The 16,279-nt window shown below is 45.7% G+C and carries 12 protein-coding genes; 11 read left to right on the top strand and 1 reads right to left on the bottom strand.

Going from position 1 to position 16,279, the window contains the following annotated elements:
* The first annotated feature begins 30 nt into the window (after positions 1-30).
* The 11 genes from EXIG_RS13465 to EXIG_RS13415 all read left to right on the top strand — a co-directional run bounded on the left by EXIG_RS13465 (position 31) and on the right by EXIG_RS13415 (position 15,020).
* A complete protein-coding gene (locus EXIG_RS13465) occupies positions 31-444 on the top strand; it encodes a hypothetical protein (protein WP_012371514.1) in 414 nt (137 codons plus the stop codon).
* A gap of 534 nt (positions 445-978) precedes the next feature.
* Entirely contained in the window at positions 979-4,278 is a 3,300-nt protein-coding gene (locus tag EXIG_RS13460) for a hypothetical protein (protein WP_012371513.1), read from the top strand.
* Between the two features lie 212 nt (positions 4,279-4,490).
* Positions 4,491-7,172 (top strand): glycoside hydrolase family 70 protein, encoded by a 2,682-nt coding sequence (locus EXIG_RS13455; RefSeq protein WP_012371512.1) that lies wholly within the window; start codon positions 4,491-4,493, stop codon positions 7,170-7,172.
* 153 nt (positions 7,173-7,325) lie between these two features.
* Entirely contained in the window at positions 7,326-8,264 is a 939-nt protein-coding gene (locus tag EXIG_RS13450; protein ID WP_012371511.1) for an IS30 family transposase, read from the top strand.
* A 111-nt stretch (positions 8,265-8,375) separates the two neighbouring features.
* Entirely contained in the window at positions 8,376-8,753 is a 378-nt protein-coding gene (locus EXIG_RS13445) for a hypothetical protein (RefSeq protein ID WP_012371510.1), read from the top strand.
* 23 nt (positions 8,754-8,776) lie between these two features.
* Positions 8,777-9,985, top strand: coding sequence for a S8 family peptidase (locus EXIG_RS13440; protein WP_234944544.1), 1,209 nt, complete (start codon positions 8,777-8,779; stop codon positions 9,983-9,985).
* Positions 9,986-10,141: 156 nt separating this feature from the next.
* Complete coding sequence (locus EXIG_RS13435; RefSeq protein WP_012371508.1) at positions 10,142-11,710, top strand: S8 family peptidase; 1,569 nt, start codon at positions 10,142-10,144, stop codon at positions 11,708-11,710.
* Positions 11,711-11,726: 16 nt separating this feature from the next.
* Entirely contained in the window at positions 11,727-12,428 is a 702-nt protein-coding gene (locus tag EXIG_RS13430; protein WP_012371507.1) for a hypothetical protein, read from the top strand.
* 17 nt (positions 12,429-12,445) lie between these two features.
* The gene (locus EXIG_RS13425; protein ID WP_012371506.1) at positions 12,446-13,162 is read left to right on the top strand and encodes a hypothetical protein; all 717 of its coding nucleotides are present in this window, start codon (positions 12,446-12,448) and stop codon (positions 13,160-13,162) included.
* Between the two features lie 21 nt (positions 13,163-13,183).
* Positions 13,184-13,897, top strand: a complete 714-nt coding sequence (locus EXIG_RS13420; protein WP_012371505.1) for a hypothetical protein — start codon at positions 13,184-13,186, stop codon at positions 13,895-13,897.
* A gap of 196 nt (positions 13,898-14,093) precedes the next feature.
* Complete coding sequence (locus EXIG_RS13415) at positions 14,094-15,020, top strand: LCP family glycopolymer transferase (protein WP_012371504.1); 927 nt, start codon at positions 14,094-14,096, stop codon at positions 15,018-15,020.
* 50 nt (positions 15,021-15,070) lie between these two features.
* Here the strand turns inward: EXIG_RS13415 and EXIG_RS13410 are convergent, their stop codons facing one another.
* Positions 15,071-16,225 (bottom strand): hypothetical protein, encoded by a 1,155-nt coding sequence (locus EXIG_RS13410; RefSeq protein ID WP_012371503.1) that lies wholly within the window; start codon positions 16,223-16,225, stop codon positions 15,071-15,073.
* Between the last annotated feature and the right edge of the window lie 54 nt (positions 16,226-16,279).

The following is a 16,279-nucleotide window of genomic DNA, read 5'->3' as shown; positions in this document are numbered from 1 at the left end:
TCCTATTATGTATGGCAAAGGAGAAGACGAATGGAGATCGATTATTTCAGCGTCATGCCGAGCGGGCCAAAAGGAGCTCTTGAGACACACTGTCTGACGAACGGAAACTGGTACGAACGAATCAGTGAGGAATGGGAACGGGCGATTCATTACGGAGCGGGTCTGATCCGCATCAAGGATAAAGGAGCCGAATTACGGATTCCGATTGAATTCGGATTCGGTTATGTCCTGCAATACTTACGGCAGTTCGCAGCAGCAGAACGACATACGGTCGACCGGGCGAGACGGCATCTCCAGCAACAGCTCGAATGGATCGGGCGGGGTCTGCCGATTCAGTTGCGTCGGCTCGGGGACATGATCGAACTGACGGCGGACGCGGATCACCGGTTTCAGCGGGAAACGTTTTTAGAAGCCGTGGAGCAAGCCAATCGAAGCCTGTCTTAATTGTTGAAGCTGTCACGCAGAGAAACGTGACAGCTTTATTATATTTCAGGAAAACATTAATTTTATTGAAATAACGTAAAATGTAAGCGTTTTCTTAAAAAGGTATGACCAGTTTTTCAATTTCCATATACGACCTGTAAATATATTTTACTAGTTACTACTATTCACCTAATTTTTACAAAAAACCTATTGTCGTTAGTTTCTGAATTTTGTATATTTGAGCTGTAGCTGAGTAACTCACGGATTTCGAAGTGGGGCTTGGTACGAGCCTACGACATACTGAATGTCTTACCCGTAAGGCATTCGACGACAGTTTCCTGTTCATCCCAAACTGGATACATAATGGATCACTGACGATCGTCTACTGAATAGGCGATGGATCGGCGTGTGAAACAGAACGTATTCCTCCGAAGAAGGCAGGGACTTTGTTGAATGGATTAAAGTGAAATATTTGTAAATATTTACTTTAAGTGTAGGTTATCTGGTTGGGATTGTCGCATTTAGTTTTGAAAGACAAGAGGAGGAATTGTAAACATGGCTTACACGAAAAAATCAAACAAATTGTACGCTGCTGCAGCTGCACTCGCAGTCACTGCATCTGTCGTCGCACCGGTTGCTGCTGACGCGGCTTCGAAGGTCTCTGTTAAATACATCGCTCCAATTTTGATGAAACATGCAGGCGGTGACAAGTACGCTGTTAAGAAATTGACGTTGCCTAAAAAGGTCAAAGTCAAGCTCACAAACGGCAAGTACGAAATGCGTTCAGTGAAGTGGAACGGTACCGTGAAGTTTGAGAAGAAATACATCAACAAGTTCCAAGTCTTGTACGGCACAGTTGCCGGTACTTCTAAAAAAGTAGTCCTCAAAGTAGAACTTCAGAACTATCCGGTTGATGTCCTCGAACCAGTCCTCGAACCAGTTGCAGTCGGAGGGAAAGTTGTTCTTCCAAGCACAATCAGCATTCGTTATAAATCGGGTATCATCGTCAAACGTCCGATCAGCAAGTTCAACCTCAAAACACCGGACACTTCAAAAGCCGGCAAATATAAACTTGCTTATTCATACAAAGGTGCGAACTCTCTCATGACAGGTTCAATCAAATATGAAGTCAAAGCAGCGAACATCATGAACGTCATGGGAAGCGTCGACGATCAGACACTTTCTGTTAAAGCGGACGTCATGTACGCAGCGGCAGGCGCAATGGCAGAACTCTTAATCTACCCGGGTAAAGATATGTCAAAAGCACCAATCGTCGTCAAAGGATCACTTTCAAACGGGAAATTCATGGCTTCACAAGGTGGAATCCCTGAAGGCACACACAGCTATGTCGTAAAAGTCGGTGATGTGAAATCAGCAGCAATGGACTTCACAGTAGCAAACACGATGCTGACATCAGCAAAAGCAATCGGCAACAAAAAAGTCGAAGTTTCATTCTCACGCGCCGTTGACAGCGCATCAGTCGAAAACTTCAAAATCGCAGGCGGAACAGTTACAGCTGTTACCCTCAGCCCGGACAAAAAATCAGCACTCCTCGACGTGTCAGGTCTTGAGTACGATAAAGACTACACAGTTGAAGCGAAAGGCATCATGATCGGCGGCGTCGCTCGTGACCTTGGTTCAATCAGCTTCATGACACAAGGCGTTGAAAACCTCTGGATGCTGGAAGTTTCACCGAAAGCCTCGACAATCGTCGCAAACGGAGCTGACAACACAGAAGTGACGTTCTTGCTCAAGGACAAAGCAACTGGTGAAGTCGACAAAAACGCAGACGATATCGTCTTGAAATTATCAACATCATTCGGTGCGCTTGCAAAAGACCGCGTGACAATTCAAGACGGAAAAGCAACGGTCATCCTCACTTCAGAGTTCAGCAACACAGACCTCGAAGCCATGATCCGTGCCGAAATCATCGAAACGGCAGCAGGCGACTACAAAAACCTCATCGGTAAGATTTCAGGAGAGACGAAAGTCAAGTTCAGCACAATCGCTGTTACTCCGGCTCCGATCGAGATGATCAACGTCCTTGCAGCTGAATCGAACCAGGCAGATCGCGTAACGGTCTTCCTTGATAAAGCAGTCTCACGTGAACTCTTACTCAAATCATTCGGACTTGATAAAGTCATGCAAGGTCTTCACGAAGAAGATTACCTCGCAAACGACAACATCCAGATCGAACAGTTTGACGGCATGAAACGTGTCATCGGTGTTAAAGCGATTCCTTCGAATCCGAAAGCATTCGAATTGATCCTGGACAAAGAAACACCACTCCAAGACAACGCAGTCGTTAAGCTCGTCGCAAAAATCACGAGCAGCACGGATACAGAAGTGAAATCAAAAGCAAGCTTCAAGTTGACGGATGCCCGTCCTGCTGAAGTAACATCTGTTAAAGCAGTCGGTCTGAACCAACTCGAAGTGAAATTCTCTGAAGCGGTCGATTCTGCGAAATTCAAAATCGACGGTCAATACGGAGAGAAGTACTTCAAAGTCACGCATTACGGATTTGACAACAAAACAGGTGTCGATCGCCGCGATACAGTCCGTATCATGCTTGATGACAACTATCCAGGTGTCAAAGAAGGTTACTTCGCTGCAGGTAAACACTCGCTTCAAGTCTGGGATACAATGGACTTCGCAGCACTTTCAGATGAAAGCAACATTGGAACGACACAAAACCTCGACTTCACGGTTGCGGCTGACACAGTCAAACCGACAGCTGGCGTCGTTGTTGAGTCACCTGAGCAATTCCGCGTGATGTTCAGCAAAGGCCTCAAAAATGCGAATATCCTTGCATTGCTTGATAACGAACTGAAGTTTGAGCGTTACAACTCGAACACGAAGAAATACGAAGACTTCAGCAAGTATGTCAATGTCACGTCTTATAACAAAGAGACGGGCGAAGCTGTCATCGAGTTGATGAAAGACTGGACGGAAATCTACGATACAGTCAACACGAAAGAAAACTACTACAACGATAAGTTCCGCATCACGCTCGAAAAAGGTGCTATCCAGGCCGAAGCGAACGGTGAGAAGAACGATGCGTTAATCCTTGACCTCAGCTATGAAGGATCGCCGCTCAACACGCCGGACCTGAAGAGTGCTGAAATCAACACGATCGACCGCGTACCAATGACAAACGACTTCGTTGTCATGATGAGCGAGCCGGTGAAAATCCGTGACCTCGATGAGTACAACACGCCACTCATCAATGCGGACGGTATCGTCTTGCCTCCGAAAACGACAGTTGAATTCATCGGTAAGAACAAAGATGGAAAAATCGTTACGATTGACGGGTCTGTCGTCAAGTACACGGATACAACGGACAAAAACTTCCAAGTCAAAGCAAACGAGAGTCTCCAACGCCTCGTCGACCTGGAAGGGTACGGCGAAGAGTGGAAAGTCGTCGTCAAATCATTGTCTGATGATGTCGGTAACACGGTTGCAACAGCAACACATGACTTCAAACTCATGAAAACGCCTGTTAAACCGGTCCTGACACCGTTTGAAATCGTTAAAGTGTCAGCGAACGAGAAAAACGAAAAAGACGTTATCCGCGTCAAGTTCACAGAGGGTGTTCAATACTCTGGTATGTACGATGCGACAAGCACAGCGAACTATATCCTGAACGGAAAAGCACTTCCGGTCGGAACAAGCATCTCGCTTGCTGACTCGGATGACAATGTATCAAACGGACTTGATATCGTTAAAATCAAAGTCCCGGCTGGTACACTCAAAACGTTGTCGAACGTCATCGTCGTCAACAAAGATCTTCAGTCATACGACAACTCAGTCCTGACTGGCGGTTACGAGAAAGCCGTTCTTCTCGGATTAAACTAATCCTTTCGAACACCTTTCGTCCGGAAATGGATGGAAGGTGTTCTTTTTTATGACAATTAGTGCAATCGATTGCATTTTGTTAAATCTATTGACTTTTTTTGAAAAATAGAAGGTGTTATCTTGAAAGAAAGATGTTAAATTATGTGATGTTGTTTAGTAATTAAAGGAAAAAATAATCAATTAAATACAGATAGTAAAGGAGACTTATATTGATGAAGAATACCAAAAAAGTATCTGCTGGACTACTTGCTACCCTCGTAGCAACAAGTAGCTTCGGTGTAGCACCAAAACAAGCAGCAGCTTATACGTCAGGTGAGAAATTGGATAACCATGTCATCTTCCAGAGCTTCAGCCTCTACCAACCATATGACAGCAATATGTACCGGACTCTTGCTAAAAAAGGTGACCTGTTAAACTCATGGGGAGTAACAGATGTATGGATGCCGCCTGCGTATCGTTCGTTTGATATGGCGCGCTACATGGAAGGGTATGCTATTGCCGATCGGTATGACTTAGGTGAATTCCCACAAGGACCAGGCGGGACAACGGCAACGAAATACGGTAAAGCCAGTCATCTCGAGATGATGGTCGACATGTTGCATGATGATAACATCAAAGTTCAAATGGACTTGGTTCCAAACCAGATGCTTGGATTAAACAAGCGGGAAGCTGTTTTCGTACGTCGTGCGACAAGCTCAGGTGAGTTATTCACGAATCCATACACGGGCGGACAGACAACAAAAACGCTCGCGACACCTTACCTCGCCTATACAAAAGGCGGCGGACAGGGACAAGAAAAATACGGGTACCTCAAAGAGTGGAACAAAACCTTCTTAAATGGAACATCGCTTCAAGGTCAAGGTACAGGACGTGTCATGACGGACAAAGACGGTAAACCGTACCGTTACTTTGGACCGGAGAATGAGAAAAACTATTTACCTGAATGGTTGATTGAAGCGTCTAAAACTCAAAACTTGAATGTCGTCGATACTTATCTCGCGGCTGACGGTTGGTATGAAGTTTCACCGCAGAACTGGAAACCGATGTTATCGCAATACGCGAAGGATCCGGGTTACCTTGCTTATATGAAAGAAAATGGTTTCGAGACAAAAGAAGCACTCCTCGCGTCAGCGGACAATGGAACGATTGCGAAGTTGACGGAAGAATACATGAAGACACAAGCAACTTACGGATACGGAACAGAAGAACGTTCGTATCAGAATGATAACTCGGGCATCGATATCGAAGATCAGTTCCTCTTCGTAGATGAAACAGGATTTCCGCTTCAAGCCTATAACAAGACGATGACGAACAATGATGAATTTTTACTTGGAGTTGACTTGGCCAACTCGAACACAGAAGTCATCAAGGAACAAAAGAACTGGATGAAGTGGATGCTTGAAACATATAAGTTTGACGGCTTCCGGATTGATGCAGCGTCACACTACGACACGGCAATTTTAAAAGCAGAAGCCCAAGTCGCGAAAGAACACTTCGGTAAAAAAGAGCACTTAAGCTACATCGAAAGCTACAAGTCAGAGCAAAAAGCATACATGAAAGCGAATAACGATGAACAGCTTATCATGGATTCACCACTTTACTTCACGATGCGAACTGCACTTGGGAATGAAGCTTCTAAACGTCCGTTAAGTGCGATTGCAACAGGTTCAACGATTAACCGTGCTGGTAACGGTTCTACGGATGTATCTGCTAACTGGTCATTCGTCAATAACCATGATCAAGAGAAAAATCGCGTCAACCAAATCATGCTCGACCTGTACGGCATCAAAACAGGTATTCAGTACAAAGCAGGCGAAGAGCCGAAGTCGTTCGAAAAAATGTACGATAAAGATACAGAAAAACAAGCACTCGGCATCTACAACGCAGAACTCGCCAGCACAAAGAAAAAATATTCGGTTGATAACGTCGTCTCGCAATATGCATTCTTGCTGACGAACAAAGATACGGTTCCGACAGTGTATTACGGTGACTTGTATCAGACAGATGCTTCATATATGTCTAAGCAAACGCCGTACTATGACGAAATCACGAACTTACTGAAAGTCCGTAAGCAATATGCATACGGTGCTCAGAAAGTGGCGTATCATACGACGAACACTTCAAAAGTCGCCGGCAGTCATTTGATTTCAAGTGTCCGACTCGGTAAAGACCGTAACACGGGTGTTGCGACAGTCATCGGGAAGAAGTCAACACTTAACACGACAATCAAAGTCGATATGGGCAAACAACATACGAACCAAGTCTTTGTCGATGCGAGTGGTGTAACCCAAACGAAACTTGTCACAGACAAAAACGGAATCTTGACAGTTCCGGTTAAAGGGATGAGAACGGCAGAAGTAAATGGATACCTCGGTGTCTTCGTTCCACAAACAACAAAAGCACCGACGGCAACAATCGAGAAAGCAAGTGTCTATCAAGGAAAAGGTATCAACCTGAAAACAAAAGTCTTGAATACGTCATCAACTGTATCATCGATTCGTTATCAAGTAGCGGACACGTCAAAAGCAACAGTGGATACTACGGGACGTCTCGTTGGTAAAGCATCAGGCAAAACGACTGTGACGGCAACCGTGACATTAAAAGACGGATTCGTCCTGACAACTACATTACCGATCGAAACGAAAGTCAATGAAGTGAAGCTGAAAGCTACACAAAAAACATTGAAAAAAGGTCAAACAACGACAATCGGTTATGCGTCAGCAACCGATAAAATCAAATCTGTCAGCTATGCCTCGCTCAATAAAAAAATCGCGACGGTGAACACAAAAGGACAAGTTAAAGCAGTCACTAAAGGAACAACATCAATTCGCGTTACCTATACGACTGTTGGAAATTATAAGGTCGTTAAAACCTTCAAAGTCATCGTGAAGTAAAACAAAAATCCATCACCTGTTGAGGTGGTGGATTTTTTATTTAAAAGACGAATTGTAATATTAAGTGCAACACCTAGCTGAAAACACAAAAAAAACCCATAACGGCCTCGTGTAGAATAGAGTTACCACACAAAATTCAACGGAGGATTCGTTATGAGCTATATTCATCTTACCATATCAGAAAGAGTCAAAATAGAGACGTATCTCGAGCTAGGTTTCTCTGTCCGAAAGATTGCGGGACGCCTGGGGCGTCAACCTTCTACGATTTCACGAGAATTGAAACGAAATCCTCATTACGATTCTTCTCATGCTGACCAGCGTTATGTGGAGCGAAAAAAGAAGTGCGGTGCACGTACGAAGTTTACGCTCGAAAAAGGAATCTTCATCCTCGAAAAATTACGGGAGACGTGGTCCCCTGAACAAATTGCCGGACGATTATTCCAAGAAGAAGGACTCTCGTTCAAGACAATTTATCGTTGGATTTATAGTGGCCTCGTCGAGGCCGATTCTGGACTTCTTCGGCAAAAGGGAAAGCGTCAGAAACCACGTGAGACGCGCGGACGCTTCAACGTCGGACTGCCAATCAGTAAACGTCCGTCCGACGTCAAAGGGCGTCAAACGTTTGGACATTGGGAGCTTGATACTGTTGTATCGGGTAGAGGAACGTCAAAAGCCTGTGTCGCAACGTTCGTCGAGCGAAAGAGTCGTTTTTATCTCGCTGTACCGATGGAAAATCGGTCCGCTCAATCGATGGAGTCTGCGATTCAAGCATTACATCTTTCCTTCCCGTTGGGAACGTTCCAAACTGCGACGACAGATCGTGGAAAAGAGTTTAGCTGTCATGAACGAATTCGTGACACGTTAGGCTTACCCATGTATTTTGCAGATCCGTATTCTTCTTGGCAGCGTGGTAGTAACGAGAACGCCAATGGTCTTCTCCGTGAATTTTTCCCGAAGGGGACAGATTTCGGAAAGGTCAGTCGTTCTGAAATCGCTCAAGCGCTCGCCTGGATTGATGGGAGACCACGAAAATGTCTTAACTGGAAAACTGCATACGAGGTCTTCACGGAAGAAGTGTTGCACTTAATTTGACAAACCGTCAAAAATAAATAAATTAGGTAAATGATTTTTAATATCCCACATTATTCCAAAAATATCGGGTATATAGGATTAAGGACCTAAGACGAATTGAGGAGTGAAGGAATGAAAAAAATCATTGCAGGAAGTCTCGCGGCAAGCTTATTGATCGGATTCAGCATGAACGGAGAAGTTGCGGCTGAGCAAAAAACGGTCAGTGTCAAACAAAAAACCGTCAGCACCAAACAAATCAATCAAGCAAAAGCGCTACCGGTATTCCGCGGTAGCTACGCCGGAACACCGATGAAAGGACGATTTGATGAAGATGGTTTTGCCATCTGGTACATGGATGCCAAAGACTTTGTAAAGGACGGAACCCACCTGAGTTTGATCTCGCTTGGGATGTCTATGGCACAATCTTTACAAGTAAGGCAGATATCGACGCCGGACGTGTCTACAACCGTTACTTCCAGCGCAACGATGAGACAATGTATTTCCCGCTGAGCTGGAGTGGGCGACAGTATCTGGTGTTGGAGGGATATCCGGGTGATACATATTCCGTCCCGTTCAGTGTCTCGCGTTACGAGCCGATTGACGTGACCAGCAGTTCTGCTGTCAAAGCAAAGACAAATACGGCAACGGCTCTGATCGTTCAGACAAAAACCGGTATGGTCCGCAGCAGCAGTCTCGGTGCGAAGACTGTGAAATCAGTCGCTCCGGAATTACGTCTGGAGAAGTTGACGTATCGTTCAGCGACGGAAGCAAAAGCCGCGAGACAGAAGTTTGAGCAGTCGAGTGCGACGGCCTACGTTGAATATGATATGCCGATTCAAGCGTTTGGAGCCGATGCTTTTAAGAAACACCAATGGTCCTTGTTGAACACCGGTCAGAAAAAAGGTCTCAAAGGAGCGGATATCGGTCTGACGGCGATGCAAAAACGGATTGCGAAGAAAAAACTGTCAACAACACTTGTCGCCGTCATCGATTCCGGTGTCAATCCGAGTTATGCCGATTTCGCCGGGAAAGTCCGGATGGATCTCGGCTACGATTTCGTCAACCGTTCGAAGACGGCGTGGGATGATTACGGGCACGGTTCGCATGTTTCCGGTATCATCGCAGCGGGTACGGACAACACGTATGGAATGACAGGAATCAATGCCAAAGCCTCGATTATTCCAATCAAAGTCCTTGATGAGAACGGTGTCGGTTATACGTCGGACTTGGTCAGCGGCATCAATCACGCCGTTAAAAAAGGTGCCAAAGTCATTAATCTCAGTCTCGGTGGCGATACATCCTCCAAAGCGGTTGAGTCGGCGTTGTCGTATGCGAAAAGTAAAAATGTGTTGATCGTCGCGGCGTCCGGTAATGCCGGCAAAAAGGCATTATCGTATCCGGCCCGTTCGAAATATGTCCTCTCGGTCGGTGCAACAGGCCGGACGGATAAGCGGGCTTCGTTCTCGAACTACGGAACAGGACTTGATCTCGTCGCACCCGGCGTTTCGATTCCAAGTTATCTCGCCGATGGAGAGTTGGCTTTTGCGAGCGGGACGTCAATGGCAGCGCCACACGTCGCAGCAGTCGCGAGCGTCTTGTACAGTCTCAAACCGAGCATCAAGGCAACGGACGTGGAGAATATTCTCAAGAAATCAGCAAAGGATCTCGGTTCAAAAGGATATGATACGACGTATGGTTCCGGGCGTCTGAATGCCGACCGGGCAGCGAGCTATATCAAATGAAACTAAAAGTGGATCCAGTTGATACTGGGTTCGCTTTTTTATTTCGTGGTTTAAAAGCAGAAAAAAATTGCTTTGAACGTAAAAATTAGGTGTTTAGCGTAAAATTTTCCATTATACTGGTTGTATAGGTCAAAAGATGGATGAGGGAGCGGGAAAATGAAAAAATGGATGGCAGGACTGACAGTAGTAGGTCTCCTCGGGACGATGATCCCGATGCAAATAGATGCAGCAGGTACTGGTGCAAAAAAATTACCGACGCTGGACACGAAAACAAAGAAAGCATACATCAAAGGCAAGTTTGACAGCAAAGGGAAGGCGTTATTTTACTTTGATACGAAAACGTACCTGACCGGCGGAACCCATTTGAAATTCGTCGCCGATGACACGGAAGCGGTGACCGTCTATGAGTCACAATCCTACTACAAACGGCAACTCGTCTACGGCCGGTACGATCAAATCACGGATCAGTCACTCGTCTTCCCGCTCAGTTGGAGCGGTCGTCAGTACATAGAAATCGAAGGGAAGAAAAATACGTCGTTTGTCGTGCCATTTAAACTCGAAAGATTGCAACCGCTTCGAGAGTCGCTTGGTCAATCGGGAACGGTCGCAAAGTCACGCAGCCTCGTCGTCAAGATGACGGGTACGAGCAGCCAAAAACAACAACTGTCCGAGAAAACAGCAGCCGTCAAACACGAAACGATTGACGCCGATCTTGGCCTCGTGAAGTTCACGTACCGGACAGTCATGCAGGCACTGGCGGCGAAACAGCAACTCGCGAAGGCGAGTGGGGTTGCGTACGTCGAGCTCGACAGTCAGATGCACGGACTCGGAGGCGATGTCTTCAAGTCGTATCAGTGGTCACTGAACAATACCGGACAACGGGGTGGCGTCAAAGGCGCCGATATCAACTTCAACGCCATGCAGAAACGGATTGCCGGGAAAAAACAATCGACGGTGCTCGTCGCGGTCGTCGATACCGGCATCAATCCGACGTACGCCGATTTTGCCGGACGTGTCCGGATGGATCTCGGCTATGATTTCGTCAACCGACGCCAAATGGCAATCGATGACCACGGACACGGTTCGCACGTCGCCGGTATCATTGCCGCGAACAGCAACAACACGTATGGCATGTCCGGCATCAATGCCAAAGCGTCAATCATTCCGATCAAAGTCCTCGGGGAAGACAACTACGGCTTGAACTCGGATATCGCCAAAGGAATTTTACATGGCGTCAAAAAAGGGGCCAAAGTCATCAATGTCAGCATCGGCGGTGCCTTCTCGTCACGGGCGATTGAAGACGCACTTGCCTATGCGAAGAAAAAAGGCGTTCTCGTCGTCGTCGCTTCCGGGAACGAAGGACAAAATAAACTGTCGTATCCGGCACGCTCTCAGTATGCCTTCTCAGTCGGCTCAACGAACCGGTTCGATAAACGGTCGTCGTTCTCGAACTACGGCAAGGGACTGGATTTGGTCGCTCCGGGGCAAGACATTCCGAGTTATCTCAGCGACGGCGTCTCCGCCTTCTGGAGCGGGACGTCGATGGCAGCACCACACGTCGTCGGTGTCGCGAGTCTGCTTTACAGTCTGAAGCCGACGATCAAAGCGTCGGAAGTGGAAGCGATCCTTAAAAAATCAGCACAGGATCTTGGTGTCAAAGGCTACGATTCGTCATACGGATACGGGCGACTCGATGCGGATAAAGCTGTGCGGTTACTGAAATGAAGAGAGTAGGAACATTATGAAGTGTTTAAAACAATTGGGGCTGGTCCTTGTCATCGGTGTCCTCTGCTTAAGCGGGACACTCGACGGACAAGCGGCGTCGAAGGAAGAACAGCACGTATTAAAAGAGTACCGGTCGTTTAAGTTTGGTCTGACCGTGACGCAAGTCGCTAAAATCATGTACGGTGCCTCATACAAACAGCATTTGAAACAGAAGAACGGCGCGACCGTCTTGAAGCAAAAAGCCAATTGGGCGCAGAATGAAAAAGGATACCGGTCGCGGGGCTATTCGTTTTATGACAAGTCAAAGACGTTACCACGACTGATGACACTTGAATTTCACACGAGAAAGAATCAAACGACGTATTTCCTGGTCCAAAAAACCTTACAGTTTGCAGCGGACACGAACAGCGGATTACGGGAGAGTACCCGGACGCTCAAACACGTGACCTATATCCGGGGAGATGAGACGGAAGCAGAACTTGATGAACTGTTGTCCGGTAAAGGCTTAGGTCAGGTAGGGTTGCGTTGGTCTTTGGACTACAAATCGGTTCAAACGAAACAGGAACGAAAAGAATACAAATACCGTGGTCAAATGAAAATTTATACGTTCAAAAGTTCTAATCCGAAAAAGCAGATTGAAGTCATGATGAAGTTTGATTATCAAAAGAAACAGTATGTGATAAACAACTATTCGATTCATACGATTAAACCGAAGTAAGAAAGGAGCCGTCTTTCATGCCAAGAGGAATATGGAAATATGCGGTCTTGATGACGCTGTTGACTTCGACTGTAATCAGCAGCCCTGTCGATGCGGCGACCAAGAAAGAAAAACAAGTCACGACGGATTTTACGAAGTACAAAACAGGCATGACCATCACCGAATATGCGAAAGTGCGCTACGGAAAAACGTATAAAACGAAATTGACGAAGAAACACGGTCGAATCATCTTAAAAGAAAAGTCACCGAAGCGGGATTCTGACACACTGATGGATTACCGGTATTACCTCGTCGGGGATGAAAAGTCAGAGGTGCCGGAGCATCTGATGACGTTCTTCTTTACGGTCAAACCGAAAGACAAGGTGTACCGTCTTGCATTAAAGTCACTGGATTTCAGTGCAAAAAACCCGATGCAGGTCCGCCAAAGCGACAAACAGCTGAAGCAAGGAAAACGTCTGAAGTACGGGATGACCGAACAGCAACTGGATAACGTGCTCAGCGGAAAAGGACTCGGCGACTGGATGAACTGGACGATTAACGATTTCAGTCACACGCTGTCAGAGCGTGATATGGAACGGACCGGTCTTGGTCAGGGTAAAGGAAAAACCTATATCTTCCGGACGAGCAATCCGAATAAGCGACTGCGGGTCGAGATGATGTATGATCCAAACGAAAAAACGTACCGGATCAGTCACTATGAAACGGTCTCGAGTAATTTTGTAATCTCACTTTAAAAAAGAAAAGAGCGAACAGACATGACAACAACACTTGGTAAACTGACAATCGCGGCAATTTTGGCCGGTTCAACATTAATCGCAGGAACAGCACAAGCAGCAACAAAAGAAGAAATCAAAGCGACGACACAGTTCGAAGCGTTAAAAACGGGCATGACAATGGAGCAGGTCGCACAGGTCCTTTACGGAAAAAGCTATAAAACACAGCTGACGAAAAAAGACGGATCGATTATCTTAAAGAAAAAAGCAGAACTGATGGATAAAGAAGGTGGTAAGAAGTTCGTCGCCTATGATTTTCATGATACAAAATTGAAAGTCGCACCGACGTATACATCGTTAGCATTTGCGACAAAAAGTAAAGGTTCAGTTTACCTATTGACTTCAAAGATGCTGGAAGTGACGGCAAAAACAAAACTCGGTGTCCGGGAAAGTAAGATGCAACTGATGAAAGGTGCAAAGCTAAAAGAAGGCATGACCGAACAACAACTCGATGCTGTCTTGACAGGCAAAGGACTCGGGGAGTGGATGGATTGGTCGAATTTTGATTACTCGAAGGTCGCGTCAAAAGCAGAAATCAAAATGGGACTAGCTGACCCGATCATGATGAAATCGTATGTCTTCCAAACAACAGATCCAAAAAAACGGATGGTCGTCAGCATGGATTACAACTTCAAGAAAAAAATCTACGAAGTCTTTATGTATGAGAAGGTCTCAGCGGCGGAGTCGTTACTGTAACTAATAACGTTTACATCTTAACTAAAAGAGTTTACCAACCGGTAAACTCTTTTTTCATCTTTTCCCGTTTTTGACAATTCGCCTGTAATTTTCAGTATACTCGACTGTAAGATCGTTTTTGTTTGACCGATACTAACGAGAACTGATGAAGTTACATAATGAATAAGTGGTAGAGAAGAGAAAGGGAAGTGAAAACGTGGAACGTGTCAAAAAAAGAAGAAAAGTTAAAAAGCGCTGGACGCCGTTAAAGATTATGTTGTTGATTGCCTTGGTATTGGTCATCGGAGTCGGAGGATTTATCGGCTATACCTATTATCAGGTTGACCAAACGGTTAAAAAGATTCAATCGCCGGTCAAAAATACAGGAGACAAAGTCGTCGAAAAACAAAAACCGGTCTCGGTCTTACTGCTTGGAGTCGACCAACGTCCGGGTGAACGGGGCCGGAGTGACTCAATCATGATCATGACACTTAATCCGACGCAAAACGAAAGTCGGTTGATTAGTATTCCACGCGATACGAAAGTCGATATCGTCGGTCACGGAACAAATGATAAAATCAATCACGCCTATTCATTTGGCGGACCCGAGATGGCAATCAAAACAGTCGAGAAGTTCCTCGATATTCCGATTAACTATTACGCGGAAATCAATATGGAAGGATTTACGTCACTCGTTGATGCCGTTGGTGGTGTGACTGTTAATAACGACTTAGACTTTAAAGTTGGTAATAAACAGTTCATGGTTGGGAAAATCAACTTAAACGGTGATGAAGCCTTAAAGTATACACGAATGCGTTATGAAGATCCGCGGGGAGACTTTGGTCGTCAAATGCGTCAACGTCAAGTCATTGAACAAGTTGTTGCGAAATTATCGTCGGATGTTTCCGTCAGTAAATTCAATGCAATCATGGATGTCGTCGGTAAAAATGCGCAAACGAACGTCTCGTTCAAGCCGATGCGGACACTTGCTTTTGACTATATGGATGCCTTTAAAAATCAAAAGAATTTAAAACTTGAAGGAACCGGTGGGAAAGAAGCGGATGGCATTTATTACTGGCATCCGACCGAGGATTCACTGGCGCAAACAAAAACCGCATTACGTTACTCGTTAGGTCTCGAGTAAACAAAAGGGACAATCCATTTTTCGGATTGTCCCTTTTGTATTGCATCGTTTTATAAATTTTGCTCAGCCAAGCGAACTCGACTGAAACTTGTTCCCGGTTTTTCGAATCGTTGCAGGCGGTAAGAGTTACTTGTAACCAGTCCCGTTGTTTCTGTTTCAAGTTGAAGCGGAGCGAGTGTTGCCAGTTCAGCATTTGTAATGGCCGTTTCCGACCAGTCAATCGCGATGACTTTATCGTTTTGGAGCGTAAAGAAATGATTACCGTAAAAGAGATAGGTGTTTACTTCATCGGAAAACGTCCGTTCCGGTGAACCATATGCACTATTTAAATCCTCGGCAGATTTGCCGATAAGGTCAATGAGCGTCTCGTTGACGAAGCTCGTATCTAGATTATCACCGACCCATGTCAACAACGCTTCATCGGCAATCGGATCTTCCTTCAAGTCTTTTGTCGTATCGACTGTTTTGATATAGCCGGTCAATTCATCGGTCAACTCAACTTTACTGACCGTATCCGTCGTTTCAAGAATCCGGTATCCGTCACCGAAGTCAGCTTCGTACAATACATCGGTTAGACCAGAGTCGCTGTAGATGTTCGTATTACGGGTTTTGACGTAAAGCACGTTAGCTTCTACTTTGGGGTCTGTTTCCAGTTCTTTTGTTTTCTCTTCCGACTTTTCAACTGTCACGGGTTGCTCGACTGTTGATTTTGGTTCCGTTGCTGCAGGACGTGCTAAATAGTTGGAATAGACGTAAGTACCGGCGGCACCAAGTAAAAAACACAAGACGAGTAAAGCCAACCAACCCCAAGGAATCTTTCGTTTGACGCGAGGTTCGGTCCGGACTTTGACTTTTTGCCGACGGGGTTCCGTTTCACGATGAGTACGCGATAAGGAAGGGACGATTTCTTCCTCTTCTCGTTTGACAAGCGGACCGTCTTCTTTCAGGATCGGTCGGGCAACAAGTGTCCCGTAAAAGTCAGCGAGTTGGGAATGGTGTTTACCGGCCAAAAAGGCGGTCCATTCCTCAGCCGTGACAGTATCTTGTTTGAACGGAACGAGTGGTTCTTGTCCGGTCAGGCGAATCATTGTATCTGTCAAAGATTCAGTTGAAGCGAGACTGGCACGAATCCGTTCGTGGAGTCGTTTGATGTCTTCTTCAGAGTGTGATGTATAGTATTGGAGTGCTTGTAACGAGCGATGCATAAAGATCTTCCTCCTATGTTTATATCCGGAAATCCATGTAAAAAGAAACATGTC

The organism is Exiguobacterium artemiae 255-15, from assembly GCF_000019905.1.
In the GTDB taxonomy this organism is placed as follows: Bacteria; Bacillota; Bacilli; order Exiguobacteriales; family Exiguobacteriaceae; genus Exiguobacterium_A; species Exiguobacterium_A artemiae.
The sequence above is the reverse complement of the archived record's forward strand: the minus strand, read 5'-3'. Positions and strand labels throughout refer to the sequence as shown.